We start from the raw sequence: 16,591 nt of genomic DNA on the forward strand, positions 1-16,591 counted from the left end.
GGAGAAATCCGGTCTCTTTTTTATATCTGAAACATTTCACAATGGCTTCACCATGATCATATATGTTTTTTCCCGATCGTCTTTTTCAAGCTTAAGCTGTTCAAAGCCGCATTGGCTTAAAAACAAAACCCATTCCTGCCTGTCCAGGGGAACGGCTGAAAACATCGCTTTATGCTCCCCTCTCAGCCGGCCCGCAATCTCTTCAATGACCGCGCGTCCGATTCCTTTCTCTTTTGCCTCCGGAGCGACGGCCACGGTTCCGAGCCACGGTTTTCCGTTTGAAGGCGCCCATTCCAAATGAAAACTGACGGCGGCAGGAGCGCCGTCAATCTCCCATACGAGCCACGTTCCATTGTACATGGAGTATGCAAGCATAAACTCCGCCGCATTTTTTGTTCCGAACTCTTCGCTTTTCCACACCGGGTGTGATGCCGCCAGCTGCTCCAGAAACCCGAGATCTTCTTCTTCAAAATCTCTACCTGTCAGCATGTAAATAGTCGTCAAAGATAATTTTATGTATTGCCGGATTGCCCGCAAGCACGCTGTGGTTATCTAAAAACGTAAACGGCTCGCCGTCTGTGGTCGTGTAAATGCCCCCGACTTCGTTCAGCAGCACGCAGCCGGCAGCGTAATCCCACGGCGCGAGCCTCATCGTAATGTATGCGTCAATGCGGCCGGCCGCAACACTGGCCAGCTCAAGTGCCGCCGAACCGTAGGAACGCGTTCCTCTGACCCGTTTTACGAGCGGCGCCAAAATACTCGGGTCAATCCTTCTGTTTTCCGTCACCCATGTGGCATTGATTGCAATAATGGCTTCTTCAATGGAAGCTTCTTTTAAAGGAGCAAGCGGCGTATTGTTCAGATAAGCCCCTTTTCCGCTGAATGCGTGATACAATTCGTCCTGCATCACATCATAAATTAAGCCGATTTTGCCTTTTCCGTCTTCAAAGATGCCGATGGAGATCGCGAAATGCCGCTTTTGATGGACAAAATTCATCGTTCCGTCAATCGGATCAATGATCCAGACAATTCCGTCAAGGGAGCGGAGTTTATCCCCCTGCCCTTCTTCTCCGAGAATCCGGTGTCCGGGAAAAGTTCCTTGTATACGGTCAATGAAAAAGCGTTCCGTCTCTTTATCAATATTTGTGACTAAATCATTCGGATTTGATTTTGTTTCAATCGTCAAGCTTTCCTGCATGGATTGTCTGATTCTCGTTCCGGCTTCTTTTACCCATTTTTTTGCGATATCATCAATTTCCGTCCAATTTGTCATACCGTGTACCTCTTTTCTATGTATAGCTTATTCTATAGCATACTGATAAAGGCGATGAAAAAGCAAGGAAAATGAAAAAAATGCCTTCTCACGTAAAAACGAACCATTTCCTGCGGTTCGTTTTTACTATTCTTTATCCGTTAAGCCGAATCCATTCTTTTCTGAGACGTTCCAGTTTTCTTTTGCTGAGATCGATTTGATCTTCATTCTCTTTTTGCATGGCCTCATACAGGGTTGCCAATTCATAATCAACCTCTAGTCTCCAGACAGCTACACGGTTATTTTTTTCCTCCCTGAATCCTTCCTTCACCACTTGCCTCATTGTCTTTCGCCCCTTCCAGAGATCATTTGTTAAAAAAGCATCCCATTTTTCCAATTTATTAATGATACTTCTTATATCGTATGGAAACTTATATTCGGCTGTAACAACATTCTTAAAATTGTGTGTTTACCTATTCGTTTTTTACCCCAATCCTCTCGGCTCAAACGTTCTCAATGTTTTTGCGGCCGGCGGCGGCTGTGGTAAAATATGAATACTTACGATAAGGAGGAAAAAGATGACTCAGATGCGTTTTACAAAAGAAGACTTCGATACATTTACAATAGAAGGTTTAGATCCGCGCATGGAGGTGTTAAAAGAACAAGTCCGTCCGAAGCTGACCTTGTTAGGAGAGCATTTCGCACCGACATTGTCAGCATTGACAGGCGATGAAATGTTCCCGCATGTCGCCAAGCACGCGAGAAGATCTGTCAACCCGCCGGCTGACAGCTGGGTTGCCTTTGCCAACAGCAAACGCGGGTATAAGAAACTCCCTCACTTTCAGATCGGTTTATGGGACACCCATATGTTTGTATGGTTTGCCATCATTTATGAATCTCCGATAAAAGAGGAATACGGCAGATTGCTGGAAGCGAAGCAGGAGGACATCACAAAACAGATTCCCGGTCATTTTGTATGGTCGCCGGATCATACGAAGCCAGGTGCGTACAAGCAGTCCGACATGGATCAGGAGCAGCTGAAAACATTATTTGAACGCCTGCAGACAGTGAAAAAAGCAGAGCTATTGTGCGGCATTCAGCTGCAAAAAGAAGACGTGATCAACATGAACAACAATGAATTCCTGCAAACCATTGAAGACGCTTTTAGGAAGCTTTCCTTTTTATACACACTGACTCAGAAAGTCTCATAACATAAAAAGCGGGCCGATTGCCGGCTCGCTTTGTTTACATTTTGATAATCGCTTGATCTGATTGTTTCGCCTGTTTCACAGTCCGATACGGGGAATAGGTGCTGTCAGCTTCAAATTGGCTGCAGATTTTCTTTTCTTCCGCTTTCCCGGGAACGATTTCTTTAAAGCGGCGGTACGCATTCAGAAGTCTGTCTCGGTCAGCTCCTTTTTCATAGGCGTTTTCCACCTGCTGAAAAAAAGCAATGACATCCACAGCCTCCTCTGTCGTCCAGTCCTCATTCATCGGATATTGATATTCCAAATGTCTTCACTCCTTTATAATCATGCTCAAAATAAGCATCTTCCATAGATCATAAATTGTTCTTTACTTTCTTTCAAGTTCATAATATAATTCATTTGTTTTACGTTTAAAAAATGGGTAATAAAACTGAATGTAATACAAACTAATCCGTAGGTATTATGATAAAGGTGGGAAAACAATTGCCGCAACATGAAACACCCCTGTACAGCGGACTGAAAAAGCACGCGGACAGACAGCCTGTCCAATTCCACATTCCGGGCCATAAAAAAGGCGCGGGAATGGATCCGGAATTCAGACAATTTATCGGAGAAAACGCGTTAAGCATAGATTTAATTAATATCGAACCTCTGGATGATTTACATGCGCCAAAGGGCATCATTAAAGAAGCCCAGGATCTGGCCGCGGAAGCATTCGGCGCAGACCATACCTTCTTTTCCGTTCAAGGGACGAGCGGCGCCATTATGACGATGGTCATGGCCGTATGCGGACCCGGAGATAAAATCATCATCCCGAGAAACGTTCATAAATCCATTATGTCGGCCATTGTATTTTCCGGAGCGGTTCCGATTTTTATACACCCGGAAATTGACGATGAGCTCGGAATTTCTCACGGCATTACGCTTGAGTCCGCAGAGCGGGCTTTGACGGAGCACCCTGACGCAAAAGGCCTGCTTGTCATAAATCCGACGTACTTCGGTGTGGCAGCGGACTTGAGCAGCATTGTAAAGCTCGCGCATTCTTTCGATGTGCCTGTGCTTGTCGATGAAGCGCACGGCGTGCATATTCATTTTCATGATAAGCTTCCTCTGTCCGCCATGCAGGCGGGCGCTGATATGGCAGCCACAAGCGTGCACAAATTGGGAGGCTCCCTGACGCAGAGCTCCATTTTAAATGTGAGAGAAGGTCTTGTTTCCAAAGAAAGAGTACAGTCGATTTTAAGCATGCTGACGACAACGTCAACATCCTATCTGCTTCTCGCTTCACTGGATGTCGCAAGAAAACGCCTCGCTACAGAAGGCCGCGATCTTCTTGAAGATACGATTCTGCTGGCGGATCAGACACGGGAACGCCTCAATCAAATTGAAGGCTTCCGCTGTGTCGGCGAAGAAATCACAGGGTCTAAAGCTGCCTTCAGTTATGATCCGACTAAATTAATCATTTCGGTCAAAAACCTCGGCCTGACGGGTCATGACGTTGAAAAATGGCTCCGCGAATCATATAATATCGAAGTCGAGCTGTCCGATTTGTATAATATTTTATGTATTTTCACCCCCGGAGACAGAGCAGGAGATGCCGACCGTCTTGTAAGCGCGCTTACAGACATTTCAAAACAGGCTTCCGCCAATGACTATGCTCATCAGCAAACCGAAGTTCTGCTTCCTGAAATTCCTCTGTTAGCGATGACGCCAAGAGACGCGTTTTACGCAAATACGGAAGTCATTCCGTTAAAAGAATCCGCGGGACGGATCATCGCAGAGTTTGTCATGGTGTACCCGCCGGGAATTCCGATCTTTATTCCGGGTGAGATCATTACTGAAGAAAATATCAGCTACATTTTTAAAAACTTGGACGCCGGCCTTCCTGTGCAGGGTCCCGAAGATGCAACGCTTGAAATGATCAGAGTCATCAAAGAGCAAAAAGCCATCCAATAAATATAAAGAAGCCCGAAACGAAATTGTTTCGGGCCTTTTTACGCTTTTTACTCTTCTTCAAGATGACACTGGCATTGTCCGCAGCATGTTCCGTATAACGTCGTGACCTTCTCATCCTCAAAGTAATGAATCGCTTCGTTACAGTCTTGGCAAACAATTGTACCCATCTGTCATTCCCCATTTCTCAGAATTTGAAAACGCTTAATTTTTACTTGTTGTTATTATATTATTATGTCACATTTAATATGTCAACTGATAAATTGTATAACACATTTATTTTTTACGGTCTTTTTATAGCTCGAGGGTCAATCACAGTATATCCTTTATTACGCAATCCTTTTACAATGTCCGGCATGGCTTCTGCCGTCCATTTCCGGTCATGCATCAATATGTTGGCCCCGTCCCGCAGATAAGGACTGCTCAGTGTGATATCGGTAAGCGCTTTTTTGGATTGATATTTCTGATCCCAATCATACCCGAAGGTCCAGTTCATTTTCACCATGCCTTCTTTTTTTATAAGTCTGTCACTGTAGTCCGTATTGCTTCCGAAAGGCGCCCTGAAAAATGCGGGTTTCTCTCCTATTACCTTTTCAACCGCTTTATTGACGCCAATGATTTCTTCCCGTTGTTTTTGTTCGGAAAGATCTTTTAAGTTTTGATGAGTCATTGTATGATTTCCGATCATAAAACCTAACTCATGAATATGCTTAAGCGCTTTCTTATTTTCATCTTTTTTCAAAAAATGTCCGTTTACAAAAAAGATCGCTGACGCATTGAGATCATGCAGTTTGTCCGCAATCTCAGCGGCATGCTGATCAGGCGCGTCATCGATCGTTACCAATGCGATCGGTTTTTTCTCTTTCTGTTCATCCATTTTTTCCACAGAAAAGGTTTTAGGATTGATATAGTAACGAGGCTCCGCCTTCTGTTTTTTCTGTTTTTCCTCTTTTGTATGGTGGTTTTCCCGTTTGGCATGATTGGCCGCGGCTTGAGAATGGGGTTTGTTTGTTTGCATTTTTTCATTTGATTGGCAGCCGGCGAGTAAGCACATACATACGACGGCTGCAGCGGCTTTATACATGACAATCCCTCCTGATATGGTTTTGCCCCCAGTATAACGAAAAAACAGCGCTCTCACGAAAAACAATGTGCCTTTTTTACACATCGGCTGCGCAAGTTGTCACACGTATTATTTCTTCATTAAAAACGGTTTCAATTATATAACAATTCAGTAACAAGCCTTAGGTTTTTCACCTCTCGTGATACACTTGATATAGTCCTTATAAATGGATGAACCAATATATTATATAAAACAGAGGAGTAAGATAGATGCGCTACCGTACGGTGATTCCCTTTTTTTTGATGCTGTTCGTTCTGTCAAGCTGTTCGGTTTCTACTGTCAGTCCATTCAAAAAAAACCGGATCGACAGCATTCATCACACTCAAATCTTGTTTTTTTCCGATGAAAATCATATAGATAAAGAAGTGCCTTATTACGATGCGATCCTTGATTTAGAAAAGAAATATCCCCATCATGTCGATCAAATGAAGGTTTATGACAACAGAAAGGGATGGGAAGAGGAAATCAATACGTTCCCTGCGCTGATGGTGATCAATCATCGGCATGTGGTCATGAAGATTGAGGGATCCGTAAAGAAAAAAGAGGATATCATCAAACCTATGCAGCATGTGCTTGCACAATAAAAACAGCCCCCGCTTTTACAAACGGGGGCTGTTTCTTTGTTACATTATTATTTTACGATATGGATCGGGCTTCCGATTGCTACTTCGGCAGCTTCCATAGTGATTTCGCCCAATGTCGGGTGAGCGTGAATTGTCATTGCGATATCTTCAGCAGTCATTCCGCCTTCGATCGCCAGGCTCAATTCAGAAATCATGTCAGAAGCGCTTGCGCCGGCAATTTGCGCACCGATTACAAGACCGTCTTCTTTACGAGTGATCAGCTTCATGAAGCCGTCAGTTTCGTTAAGAGACAGCGCACGTCCGTTTGCTGCAAACGGGAACTTAGCTGCAACGACTTCAATGCCTTCTTCTTTCGCCTGTGCTTCAGTGTAACCGACAGAAGCCAGTTCAGGCTCAGAGAATACAACCGCCGGAATACCGAGGTAATCGATTTCAGCCGGCTCTCCTGAAATAGCTTCCGCAGCGATTTTACCTTCGTAAGACGCTTTGTGAGCCAATGGAGGTCCGTCAATGATGTCACCGATTGCGTAAATGTTCGGTACGTTTGTGCGGCACTGCTTGTCTGTTTTAATGACACCGCGGTCAGTCATTTCGATACCGACTTGCTCAAGGCCGAGCTCATCAGTGTTCGGACGGCGTCCGACAGTGATTAATACGTAATCAGCATCAACCGTTTTTTCTTCGCCTTTTACTTCGAATGTAACTGTTACGCCGTCAGGTCTTTCTTCAACGCCTTTAGCCATAGCGCTTGTATGGATTTCAACGTTGCCTTTTTTCTTCAGTCTGCGGGTAACGAGAGAACTCATTTGTTTTTCGAAGCCAGGAAGAATTTCATCTCCGCCTTCTAAAATAACCAATTCAGTTCCGAAGTTCGCATACGCTGTTCCAAGCTCAGTACCGATATATCCGCCGCCGATAACAACGAGCTTTTTCGGAATTTCTTTAAGCGCAAGTGCGCCTGTAGAGTTCAGAACGCGTTCGCTATATTTGAAGTTTGGCAATTCGATAGGGCGAGAACCGGTAGCAATGATTGCGTTTTTAAATGTGTATGTTTGCGCAGAGTTCTCATCCATTACGCGGACAGAGTTGCTGTCTACGAAATAAGCTTCCCCTTTTATAACGTCCACTTTATTTCCTTTTAAAAGACCTGCAACACCGCCGGTAAGCTTATTTACAACAGAAGCTTTCCATTCTTGGACTTTTGTAAAGTCAACCGTTACGTTCTCAGCAGTGATTCCCATGTCATCTGAATGTTTTGCATTCTCGTAACGATGGCCTGCATTGATGAGCGCTTTTGAAGGAATACAGCCGACGTTCAGACAAACGCCTCCAAGAGTTGCTTTTTCAACGACTGTTACTTTTTGTCCAAGCTGAGCAGCGCGGATGGCAGCTACATAGCCGCCAGGTCCCGCACCAATCACAAGAGTATCTGTTTCAATAGGGAAATCTCCTACTACCATAACATTACGCCTCCATTAAAATAAGTTGTGGATCGTTCAGTAAACGCTTGATGTGGTTTAACGCATTTTGTGCAGTTGCTCCGTCAATCATACGGTGGTCAAAGCTGAGAGAAAGAGCTAAGACAGGAGCAGCTACAATTTCACCGTCACGGACGATCGCTTTTTCAGCAATACGGCCGATACCGAGAATCGCAACCTCTGGGTGGTTGATAACCGGTGTGAACCATTGGCCTCCGGCAGAACCGATATTTGTGATCGTGCAAGAAGCGCCTTTCATTTCCGCAGGTGCAAGCTTGCCTTCACGCGCTTTTGTAGCAAGGCTGTTGATTTCATCAGAGATTTCGAAAACGGCTTTACGGTCGGCATTTTTCACTACCGGCACAAGCAGGCCTTTTTCGGTATCCGCTGCAATTCCGATGTTGAAGTAATGTTTTTGGATCACTTCATCTGTTTTATCATCAATAGATGTGTTTAAAACAGGGAATTTTTTCAAAGCGGATGTTAATGCTTTGACGACGTAAGGCAGATAAGTCAGCTTGATGCCTTGATCAGCAGCAACTTGTTTGAACTGTTTGCGGTGAGCAACAAGATTTGTTACGTCAACTTCATCCATAAGAGTTACGTGCGGTGCAGTATGCTTAGAGTTCACCATTGCTTTCGCGATCGCTTTACGGATACCGCTCATTTTTTCGCGTGTTTCAGGGAATTCGCCTTCAGGAGCCTGAGCCGCTGCAGGTTTAGCTGTTTCCTGAGGTGCAGCTGTTTCTTGCGGTGCCGCTTCTTGAGCCGCTCCACCATTTGCAAAGCTGTCGATATCTTCTTTTACAACACGTCCGTTATTGCCTGAACCTGTTACTTTACGGATATCCACGCCTTTTTCACGGGCATATTTGCGTACGGAAGGCATCGCGATCACGCGTTTGTTCGGATCAGCTTCCGCTTGGTCCTGCTGTCCTGCGCCGGTTTCTTTTGCAGGCTCTTTAGGAGTCTCTTCTTTAGCGATATCCTGCCCTGCTTCAGCAGACGACTGAACTTGAGCTTCAGTTTTCGCATCTCCTGAATCATGGCTTCCTTTAAATTGAAGATCTTCGTAACCAGGTGCGTCAAACGTAATAATCGTTTGTCCAACAGTTGCAACTGTTCCCTCTTCAACTTTTAATTCTAATACTTTTCCTTTAACAGGTGAAGGAATTTCTACCACTGCTTTATCATTTTGCACTTCAGCCAGAACATCGTCTTCTTCTACCTCGTCGTTCGGCTTAACAAACCATTTTACGATTTCGCCTTCGTGGATACCTTCCCCGATATCCGGAAGTTTAAATTCAAATGCCACAGTTTTCGACCTCCTAGTTGATTAAGCAAATTTTAGTTATGCATTCGCAAGCATTGAACCTAGTAAACAGACTCCTTCATATAGAGAAAAGGACTCTCTTTACCGTCTTTTATGATGCCTGATTAAAATTCAAGAACTTTTTTCGCAGTTTCAAGAACGTCTTTATGGTTTGGAAGCCATACGCTCTCAGCAAGCGAGAAAGGAAATACTGTATCAGGCGCCGCAACACGCAGAACCGGAGCTTCCAGGCTCAGAATCGCGCGGTCATTGATTTCAGCTACAACGTTGGCAGCGATGCCGGCTTGTTTTTGAGCTTCTTGCACGACAATTGCGCGGCCTGTTTTTTCAACAGAAGCAATAATCGTATCAATATCAAGCGGACTTACAGTTCGAAGGTCGATAACTTCAGCAGAAACGCCTTCTTTTTCAAGCTCTTCAGCAGCCTTAAGCGACTCATGAACCATCGCGCCGTATGTGATGATAGAAAGGTCAGTACCTTCGCGTTTCACATCAGCTTTGCCAAGCTCGATTGTGTATTCCTCCTCAGGAACTTCCTGACGGAAAGAACGGTAAAGTTTCATATGCTCTAAGAAAACAACCGGATCATTGTCTCTGATAGAGGCAATCAGCAGTCCTTTTGCATCGTAAGGAGTGGAAGGGATAACAACTTTAATACCCGGCTGCTGAGCGATAAGGCCTTCCAAACTGTCAGCGTGAAGTTCAGGTGTATGAACCCCTCCGCCGAATGGAGAACGGATTGTCACCGGAGAAGTCCAGCGTCCGCCGGAACGGTAGCGGAGACGAGCCATTTGTCCTGAGATTGAATCCATTACTTCATATACGAATCCGAAGAATTGGATTTCCATAACAGGACGGTAATCTTGCAGGCCTAAACCGAGAGCGAGACCGCCGATACCGGATTCAGCAAGCGGCGTGTCAAATACGCGGTCCTCACCGAATTCTTTTTGAAGGCCTTCAGTTGCACGGAATACGCCTCCGGCAACGCCTACATCTTCCCCGAAAAGCAGAACGTTTTCATTGTTTTTCAGTTCTGTGCGTAACGCATCAGTGATCGCTTGAATCATTGTCATTTGCGCCATGGCTTACTTCGACTCCTTCGCTTTGTAAATTTCAAGTTGTTCTTTTAAGTTGAACGTCGGCTCTTCAAACATATTCTCAATCAGCTCTGTTACTTTCGGTTTTGATTCGCCGTCAGCCTTTTTGATAGCTTGTTTGATTTCTTCTTTGGCCTGTTCAATCACTTTGTTCTCTTCTTCTTCAGACCATAGTCCTTTGTTTTCCAAGAACTTGCGGAAACGTACGAGCGGGTCTTTTTGCTCCCATTCATTTTCTATTTCTTTCGTACGGTATTTAGTCGGATCGTCACCGGACATTGTATGAGGTCCGTAACGGAATGTAAGAGTTTCGATCAGAGTCGGACCTTCACCGTTAATTGCGCGCTGGCGTGCTTCTGCGGTTGCAGCGTAAACGGCAAGTGCATCCATTCCGTCTACTTGAACACCTGTAATACCGACGGCAACTGCTTTTTGGGCAATTGTCTGTGCGGATGATTGCTTTTCTACAGGAGTTGAAATCGCATAGCGGTTATTCTGAACAACGAAGATCGCTGGCGCTTTAAATGCTCCGGCAAAGTTCATTCCTTCATAGAAGTCACCTTGAGAAGCTCCGCCGTCACCAGTGTAAGTAATAGCTACCGCTTTTTTACCGCGCTTTTTAAGACCTAAAGCTACACCTGCGGTTTGAATAATTTGAGCACCGATAATAATTTGAGGTGATAAAGCATTTACTCCCTCAGGCATCTGATTACCTTTAAAATGGCCTCTTGAGAACAGGAATGCCTGATGTAAAGGAAGCCCGTGCCAAATCAGCTGAGGAACGTCACGATAACCCGGAAGGATAAAGTCGTCCTGTTCAAGCGCGAAGTGTGATGCAATTTGAGAAGCTTCCTGGCCCGCTGTCGGTGCATAGAAACCTAAACGTCCTTGACGGGAAAGAGAAATTGAACGCTGGTCTAAAATGCGGATATACACCATTCTTCTCATTAATTCCTTTAACTGATCATCTGAAAGATCAGGCATTGCGTCTTTATTTACGACTTCTCCTTCAGCATTTAAAATTTGGAACGTTTCAAACTGCTTATGAATAGCATCAAATTGTTTTTTGCTATCAACAATTGAAGTTTTTGTCTTTGCAGCCATTTTTTAAACCACCTCTTCTTTTGATTTAACAGGGTTAGGATACCGTTTAGCCATCCGTATTAAAAACAGTCTTATCATGCTCTGCAATTCTAAAATTAATCATTCAGAAATTCACATAGCGCTTAAGCAAAGATAATGACGTTTAAACTGTACTAATAAAAAAAGATTTTTTATTAGTACAATATGATCAACAACCATAGTTTACAGTAATTAAACAAAGCCGTCAATTATTTATAACCTCATTTTGAAACCGCTTATAAAACTTAAGACCATATTGCGCCAAACTGTACTATAAAAGACTTTAAACTGTATTATAAAAATACTCTACTGTACTACAATTAAAAAAAATTACAAAGAGTAAATTAAGTTATTTAACTTAGGGGCAGGCTTTGAAAAGATGCCGCGGGATAAAAACGGGCAGTTAGCAATCGTCCCGCCTGCCGAACAGACGGGACGATGCTTTTGTCTAATTATTCAATACCCGCCCACACGATATTCAGCGGCGTCAGCACGGCATGAGGATGAAACTCGGAAATCGGAGTGAAAAATACATACGTAAAATCTTCGGCTGGATCAGAAAACATGCCGCACCAACCCATTCCAAGATGTGAGAAGGTGCCTTCTGTCATGAAATAATGGTCGCCGGCCGGCCACAAATTAACGCCTAAACCAAAGCCGCCTTCCTCTCTGGGCGCTCCGAAGAAGTAAAAAGGAAGACCGGGCTTTATTTGATTTCTCAGCATGGCCTCGACTGTTTTTCTTCCAAGCAGCTTCTTATCTTTCAATCTGCCTTTATTTCTAAACATTTCAGCCAACTTCCAAATATCCCGCAACGAAGAGTACAGACCGCTTGTCGCTTTATTCGGAAAATACGGGTGATGACTTTTTTCCAGCTGTACGCACTCGTGTTCATTGATCACACAAACTTCTTCTTTTAAAGCATCAGGCACATAAAAATACGTTCTTTCTAATCCGAGCGCTTCAATAATATGCTTTGTTACATACTGTTCGTAGGATACGCCTGTTACTTTTGAAATAATGATGCCAAGTATAACAAAACCGGTTCTGGAATAGTTCCATGCTTCATCCACTCCGTACTCCAAAGGCGTACTGACCAGATAGTTTATCCATTCTTCCTCATTCGTTAAGTCAATGCCTTCAGCCTTTTGAATATCCAGCTCAAAACTTAATCCCGCCGTATGAGTCAAAAGGTGCAAAATTTTAATTTCTCCGAAACCCGGTTTATCAAACGCAGGCAAAATGAGCTTGACCGGCATTTTCAGATCGAGCAAACCTTTTTCGACGAGCTGCATGACGGCTACAGCGGTAAACACTTTTGTCAAAGAACCGATTTCTCTGATTGTATCAAGCTGAAATGTTTGCTTTTCGTTTTGTCCGCCGGTAAATTCCCCTAACGACTCAGCTGCAAAAACCTCACCTCCTCTTGACATCATATAACTCGCACATTGCAGATCTCCATTGTCTATCATCGTCTGATAATGGCTGTTAAGAGCGTTAATTTGTTTCATATCAAATGCCGGATTGCTTATTGTTTGTTTCATTGTTTTCTCCCCCTGTACTGTATGTATCGTTTTCATCCTTTACTTACTGATTTCTTGATGAATTCTGACACCGCTTTATTAAATTCTTCCGGATGTGTGAGGTTCGGAAGATGCCCCGCTCCCTTAATTTTCTTTAATTCTGCATTGCTCAGCAGTTTCTGCAGCCTTTTTGTTTCTTTCTGATCAACTACGCTTTCCTTCTCACCCGTAAGGATAAGCGTTCTTGTATGAATGTCTTTTAAAAAGCCGATCGTAGAATAGCCTTCTTGTTGATGTATCTTCATAAAACGTTCAATAGAAGCATTTAAAAATTGATTACTGTATAAACTTTCATATTCATGCGATTTTCCTATAGCTATAAAATCATTTTTCAGTTTTTCCTCGACACTGCTTTCAGGGTCTTCTTCGTATTCGGTGTAACTTCCGGAAAGAATGAGTGTTTTTACTTTTTCAGGGTATTCATAGGCTATCCTCTGCCCTATCATGCCTCCCCAAGAAGCTGCCGCAATGTGGATCGGCCACGCAACCCCTATCTCGTTCAGCACTTCGATAAAAGTCTGAGCCAGCCCGCTCAGTGTAAAATCGGCGCTCCCCTCACTCAGCCCGTAACCCGGTGTGTGTATGACAATTACATTAAATTGATCTGCCCACTCTTTCATTTGTTCTTTCCACATGTAAGCAGTGGTAGCAAAACCGCAAATCAGTAAAATTGTTTCGCCCTTACCGCTCATCAATATCTCCATATGCCGGGCATTTTCTGTGTTTGCCAGAAAATGAACGGTTTCCGTTTCTTCTGTCTGGTAAAAAGCGATGAGTTTTTTTGCGGCATCGCTTTGATTGTGCTGAAGGGCTCCTTTCTTCAGTCTGCTCCAATAATGCAAATAATCGTCGAGATGACGATTGGAAGCCGTGCCGAGTATCCGGAAAGGACTTTCAGCTTCCGTAACGATTGACGAAGCATCAAAATCGGCTGCAATCGCTGAATCTCTTACCAGAGGCGGTGCTGAACGGGCGGATAACGGCTTGAAATCGTTTTGTATTTTTTCTTTTTCTCCGTATAACACGATCAGCTGGTGGCCTTGGCCGAGAAGCGAGTGTTCAAAAGCTTTGATTCCGGCAGTATTTTCTAATGGGTGAAGTCCGTACTCCCTTTTCATAATATCTTGGATGCCGGGATCAACTGACATGCCTCCGTCTTTCCAGAAAGGCCAATTTACAGCGATGGTTTTTCCTGATCTTCCCCCCGCCTTTCTCATACATTCCCTCCACTCGGCAAAATGCTCCAGAAAACGATTGGCGTAGGCATAATCGGCTTGACCCAGACTTCCGATTTCTGAGGAGATGGAAGAAAACAAAACAAAAAAGTCTAAAGGCATATCTCTGAGCGCTTCATCCAAATGAATCACACCATTGACCTTTGATTGCAGCACCGCTTGAGCTTCCGCGTCTGTTTTGTTCATAATGAGAGAGTCTTTTAACACGCCTGCACTGTAAATGACCCCGTTGATTTCGGAATAATCAGCACGAATTTTTTCCGCTAACTTGATGACCTGCTGCTTATCTGACATGTCAGCCTGGATATAAGAAATGCTTGCCCCGTCATATCGGATGCTGTCTAATTTTTCTTCCATGTCTGCTGTCATTTTCGATCGCCCGGCAATGATAACGCTGGCTCCGTGATTTGCATAAAGAAACGCTGAAATAATCCAGCCGATGCCGCTTAACCCTCCGATGATGAGATACACCCCGTTTTTTGCAAACTTTGCGGCCTTTTGTCCTGTTTGCAGCGAAGCGTCTCTATATGCTGTCACCCACCTTTTTTGATCGCCGTCATATTTCACAGCCCGATGATGTCCGGCACTTAATTCATTGAGAAGCAAAGGTGCTTTTTCAATGGTTTGTCTTGAAGAAATCTCAACCGTTTTACACTTTATATTCGGCTGCTCCGCATTCAGCGTTTTAAAAAAGCCTCCAATCGCGGCGTAAACCGGATTTGTATATTGATCCTTGTCATGTACGTACAGAATGTTGATGTTTTCTTTTGTTTTTTGACGGATCAAAGCTTTACTTAAATAAAGGATTGAATAAAAGCTGTGAGTCAGGTCTAACGCCGCTTCAGTATAAGCTTTTTTTGACAGGTAATGAATGATTGACGCCGGAAACGCTCCGGACTTTTTCATATCATCTAACAGTCTGGTGTAATGAGCAGACTGCTCCGGGTTAAATTTATAATGCTTTTCATTTACCATTTCATATTCAGCGGCGGCTTCCGCATAAATAACATTTTCACTGCCGATGCACTTACGGATTTCATCACTCAATGAACTGTCGAAATCGAAAATCAATGTATTTTCCTTAGGTACTTCTCCGGACTTTAATGGCGACTCAATCCATTCTTTTTGTAAATACAAAGATTCAAGCATCGGCTTTTCAGACGGCTCTTTCGTTTGCGTTTTTTCTTTAAAAGCTGCAGCCGGTGTATTACGCACATCATATTTTTCTTCTAAATAAGCCGCTAAATCATGAATATTGTTATAATCAAAAAGCAATGTCGGATACAATTGTGTATCCAATCTTTCCTCGAGCATTTTCGATATATGCAGCAGCTGTTTTGAGTCAAGACCCAGTTCGTAAAAAGATTGGTGTTTGTCCGCTTTATTTGGCGGTGTGTCTGTAACCTCTCCAATAATGGATGACAGCTCATCTGTTAATGTTTTTTGACTGTCTTGGTGCAAAACTGTATCAGAGATAGAGTCTGTAATGTCAGCTCCGTATTTCTCCTGCAGATATTCCGTCAATTCACCGATTGTGGAGTAATCAAATAATAAAGTCGGGTACAGCTTTGTATCTAACATCAGTTCTAATTTTTTGGATAAGTCTAATAATTGTTTAGAATCCAAGCCCATCTCGTAAAAGGAAATATCATTCTTCACTGTTTCAGCAGGTTTTTCAATCATGCCGGCTATCTCTTGGATCAAATTATTTCTGATCATTTCTTTATTGTTCGTTGCGCTGCCGACTTCTTTAGCTTTTTGGGAATGCTCCAGCCTTTGTATTGATTTTTCATTTCTGACTCTTTTCACACCGAATCGCTCATAATAAAAAGCAAGCTCTCCATCAGGCCTGTATACTTCTATGTCCGCATATAAAATGTCTTTAGAAGGCGGCTGCGTTATACTGTTTTTATCAATATACACAAAACAAGACCCAGTTGTTTTATGCAGTGCCCGGAATGTCTCAATATATATAGGGATAAACGCATTTGTTCCTTCATCCGGCAAGTCTGATGTAAGGATTCCCAACAAGCTGAGAGACCCATCCAAAAATGCGGGATGCATGTAAAAGTCATCTGTATATTCTTTTGAAAGTCCGCTTAAACTGACCTCTCCCAGAATATAATTTTCACCTTCAAATACCGTACCTTCCAATTTCATAAAATCTTTATGAATCAGCCCGCCCCTGCGCAAATTACGATAGGCGGATTCAGCATCCGAAATCCGGACGGCTCCTTTCTTTAATTCTTCGATTGAAATTGTCTTTTCGTTTATCGCATTTTTTCTTATGATTTCCGCCTGCAAGTTGACTGACGCTTCACCTTCCGCCTTTTCAGCGACCCATTTCCTGCTTGTTGTTTCAACAAGCCAGCCGTTTTCTTGTTCCGTAAACTGGAAGGTGACTTTTTTATCAAAATGGACTGACGTCGCAACAGGTTCACGGAATAAAACATGTTTGATTTCAAAACTTCGGGGGGATATCCCTTTCTCAGCTAAAAATCGTGTTATTAAATCCAGATACGTTACGCCGGGTATCGTACGCACTTGATGAAGGACATGGTCTGAAACAATATAATCGTCATGTTTGACTAATACGCTGAACCTCATGCAACTCGACAACCTT

At 43.5% G+C, this 16,591-nt stretch carries 15 protein-coding genes; 3 read left to right on the forward strand and 12 right to left on the reverse strand.

The features are described 5' to 3' along the window. Positions 1-36: 36 nt before the first annotated feature. The 3 genes from CXL14_RS15835 to CXL14_RS15850 all read right to left on the reverse strand — a co-directional run bounded on the left by CXL14_RS15835 (position 37) and on the right by CXL14_RS15850 (position 1,595). Entirely contained in the window at positions 37-489 is a 453-nt protein-coding gene (locus CXL14_RS15835) for a GNAT family N-acetyltransferase (protein ID WP_014417654.1), read from the reverse strand. Next, entirely contained in the window at positions 476-1,273 is a 798-nt protein-coding gene (suhB, locus tag CXL14_RS15840; protein WP_017417710.1) for an inositol-1-monophosphatase, read from the reverse strand. Before suhB ends, CXL14_RS15835 begins: the two co-directional genes overlap by 14 nt. Before the next feature lie 133 nt (positions 1,274-1,406). Continuing rightward, on the reverse strand, positions 1,407-1,595 hold the full coding sequence (locus tag CXL14_RS15850; protein WP_003154513.1) for a hypothetical protein: 189 nt from the start codon (positions 1,593-1,595) through the stop codon (positions 1,407-1,409). Between the two features lie 235 nt (positions 1,596-1,830). Between CXL14_RS15850 and CXL14_RS15855 the strand changes: the two genes are divergently transcribed. Next, positions 1,831-2,463 carry a DUF1054 domain-containing protein gene (locus CXL14_RS15855; protein WP_007409668.1) on the forward strand — a complete coding sequence of 211 codons (633 nt, stop codon included), beginning with the start codon at positions 1,831-1,833 and terminating at the stop codon, positions 2,461-2,463. A gap of 34 nt (positions 2,464-2,497) precedes the next feature. Here the strand turns inward: CXL14_RS15855 and CXL14_RS15860 are convergent, their stop codons facing one another. Beyond that, the gene (locus CXL14_RS15860; RefSeq protein ID WP_007409667.1) at positions 2,498-2,764 is read right to left on the reverse strand and encodes a UPF0223 family protein; all 267 of its coding nucleotides are present in this window, start codon (positions 2,762-2,764) and stop codon (positions 2,498-2,500) included. A gap of 179 nt (positions 2,765-2,943) precedes the next feature. Between CXL14_RS15860 and CXL14_RS15865 the strand changes: the two genes are divergently transcribed. Then, the gene (locus CXL14_RS15865; protein WP_014417652.1) at positions 2,944-4,416 is read left to right on the forward strand and encodes an aminotransferase class I/II-fold pyridoxal phosphate-dependent enzyme; all 1,473 of its coding nucleotides are present in this window, start codon (positions 2,944-2,946) and stop codon (positions 4,414-4,416) included. A 47-nt stretch (positions 4,417-4,463) separates the two neighbouring features. Here CXL14_RS15865 and CXL14_RS15870 read toward each other — a convergent pair whose 3' ends face one another. Together CXL14_RS15870 and CXL14_RS15875 are read right to left on the reverse strand one after the other, a co-directional pair. Next, positions 4,464-4,583, reverse strand: a complete 120-nt coding sequence (locus CXL14_RS15870; RefSeq protein WP_003154518.1) for a GapA-binding peptide SR1P — start codon at positions 4,581-4,583, stop codon at positions 4,464-4,466. 113 nt (positions 4,584-4,696) lie between these two features. Then, a complete protein-coding gene (locus tag CXL14_RS15875) occupies positions 4,697-5,497 on the reverse strand; it encodes a polysaccharide deacetylase family protein (RefSeq protein ID WP_014417651.1) in 801 nt (266 codons plus the stop codon). A gap of 248 nt (positions 5,498-5,745) precedes the next feature. Between CXL14_RS15875 and CXL14_RS15880 the strand changes: the two genes are divergently transcribed. Next, complete coding sequence (locus tag CXL14_RS15880; protein ID WP_014417650.1) at positions 5,746-6,120, forward strand: hypothetical protein; 375 nt, start codon at positions 5,746-5,748, stop codon at positions 6,118-6,120. A gap of 47 nt (positions 6,121-6,167) precedes the next feature. Here the strand turns inward: CXL14_RS15880 and lpdA are convergent, their stop codons facing one another. The 6 genes from lpdA to CXL14_RS15910 form a co-directional block, all read right to left on the reverse strand. Further along, positions 6,168-7,580: a dihydrolipoyl dehydrogenase gene (gene lpdA / locus CXL14_RS15885; RefSeq protein WP_007409663.1), complete on the reverse strand. Its 1,413-nt coding sequence runs from the start codon at positions 7,578-7,580 to the stop codon at positions 6,168-6,170. Positions 7,581-7,584: 4 nt separating this feature from the next. After that, a complete protein-coding gene (pdhC, locus tag CXL14_RS15890; protein ID WP_014417649.1) occupies positions 7,585-8,913 on the reverse strand; it encodes a pyruvate dehydrogenase complex dihydrolipoyllysine-residue acetyltransferase in 1,329 nt (442 codons plus the stop codon). Positions 8,914-9,035: 122 nt separating this feature from the next. Beyond that, positions 9,036-10,013, reverse strand: coding sequence for a pyruvate dehydrogenase complex E1 component subunit beta (gene pdhB / locus CXL14_RS15895; RefSeq protein WP_003154528.1), 978 nt, complete (start codon positions 10,011-10,013; stop codon positions 9,036-9,038). Positions 10,014-10,016: 3 nt separating this feature from the next. Next, positions 10,017-11,132: a pyruvate dehydrogenase (acetyl-transferring) E1 component subunit alpha gene (pdhA, locus tag CXL14_RS15900; RefSeq protein ID WP_007611171.1), complete on the reverse strand. Its 1,116-nt coding sequence runs from the start codon at positions 11,130-11,132 to the stop codon at positions 10,017-10,019. A gap of 470 nt (positions 11,133-11,602) precedes the next feature. Further along, a complete protein-coding gene (locus CXL14_RS15905; RefSeq protein WP_014417648.1) occupies positions 11,603-12,694 on the reverse strand; it encodes a serine hydrolase domain-containing protein in 1,092 nt (363 codons plus the stop codon). Between the two features lie 32 nt (positions 12,695-12,726). Continuing rightward, positions 12,727-16,575 (reverse strand): alpha/beta fold hydrolase, encoded by a 3,849-nt coding sequence (locus tag CXL14_RS15910; RefSeq protein WP_014417647.1) that lies wholly within the window; start codon positions 16,573-16,575, stop codon positions 12,727-12,729. Between the last annotated feature and the right edge of the window lie 16 nt (positions 16,576-16,591).

The organism is Bacillus sp. SJ-10 (assembly GCF_002843505.1).
In the GTDB taxonomy this organism is placed as follows: Bacteria; Bacillota; Bacilli; order Bacillales; family Bacillaceae; genus Bacillus; species Bacillus velezensis.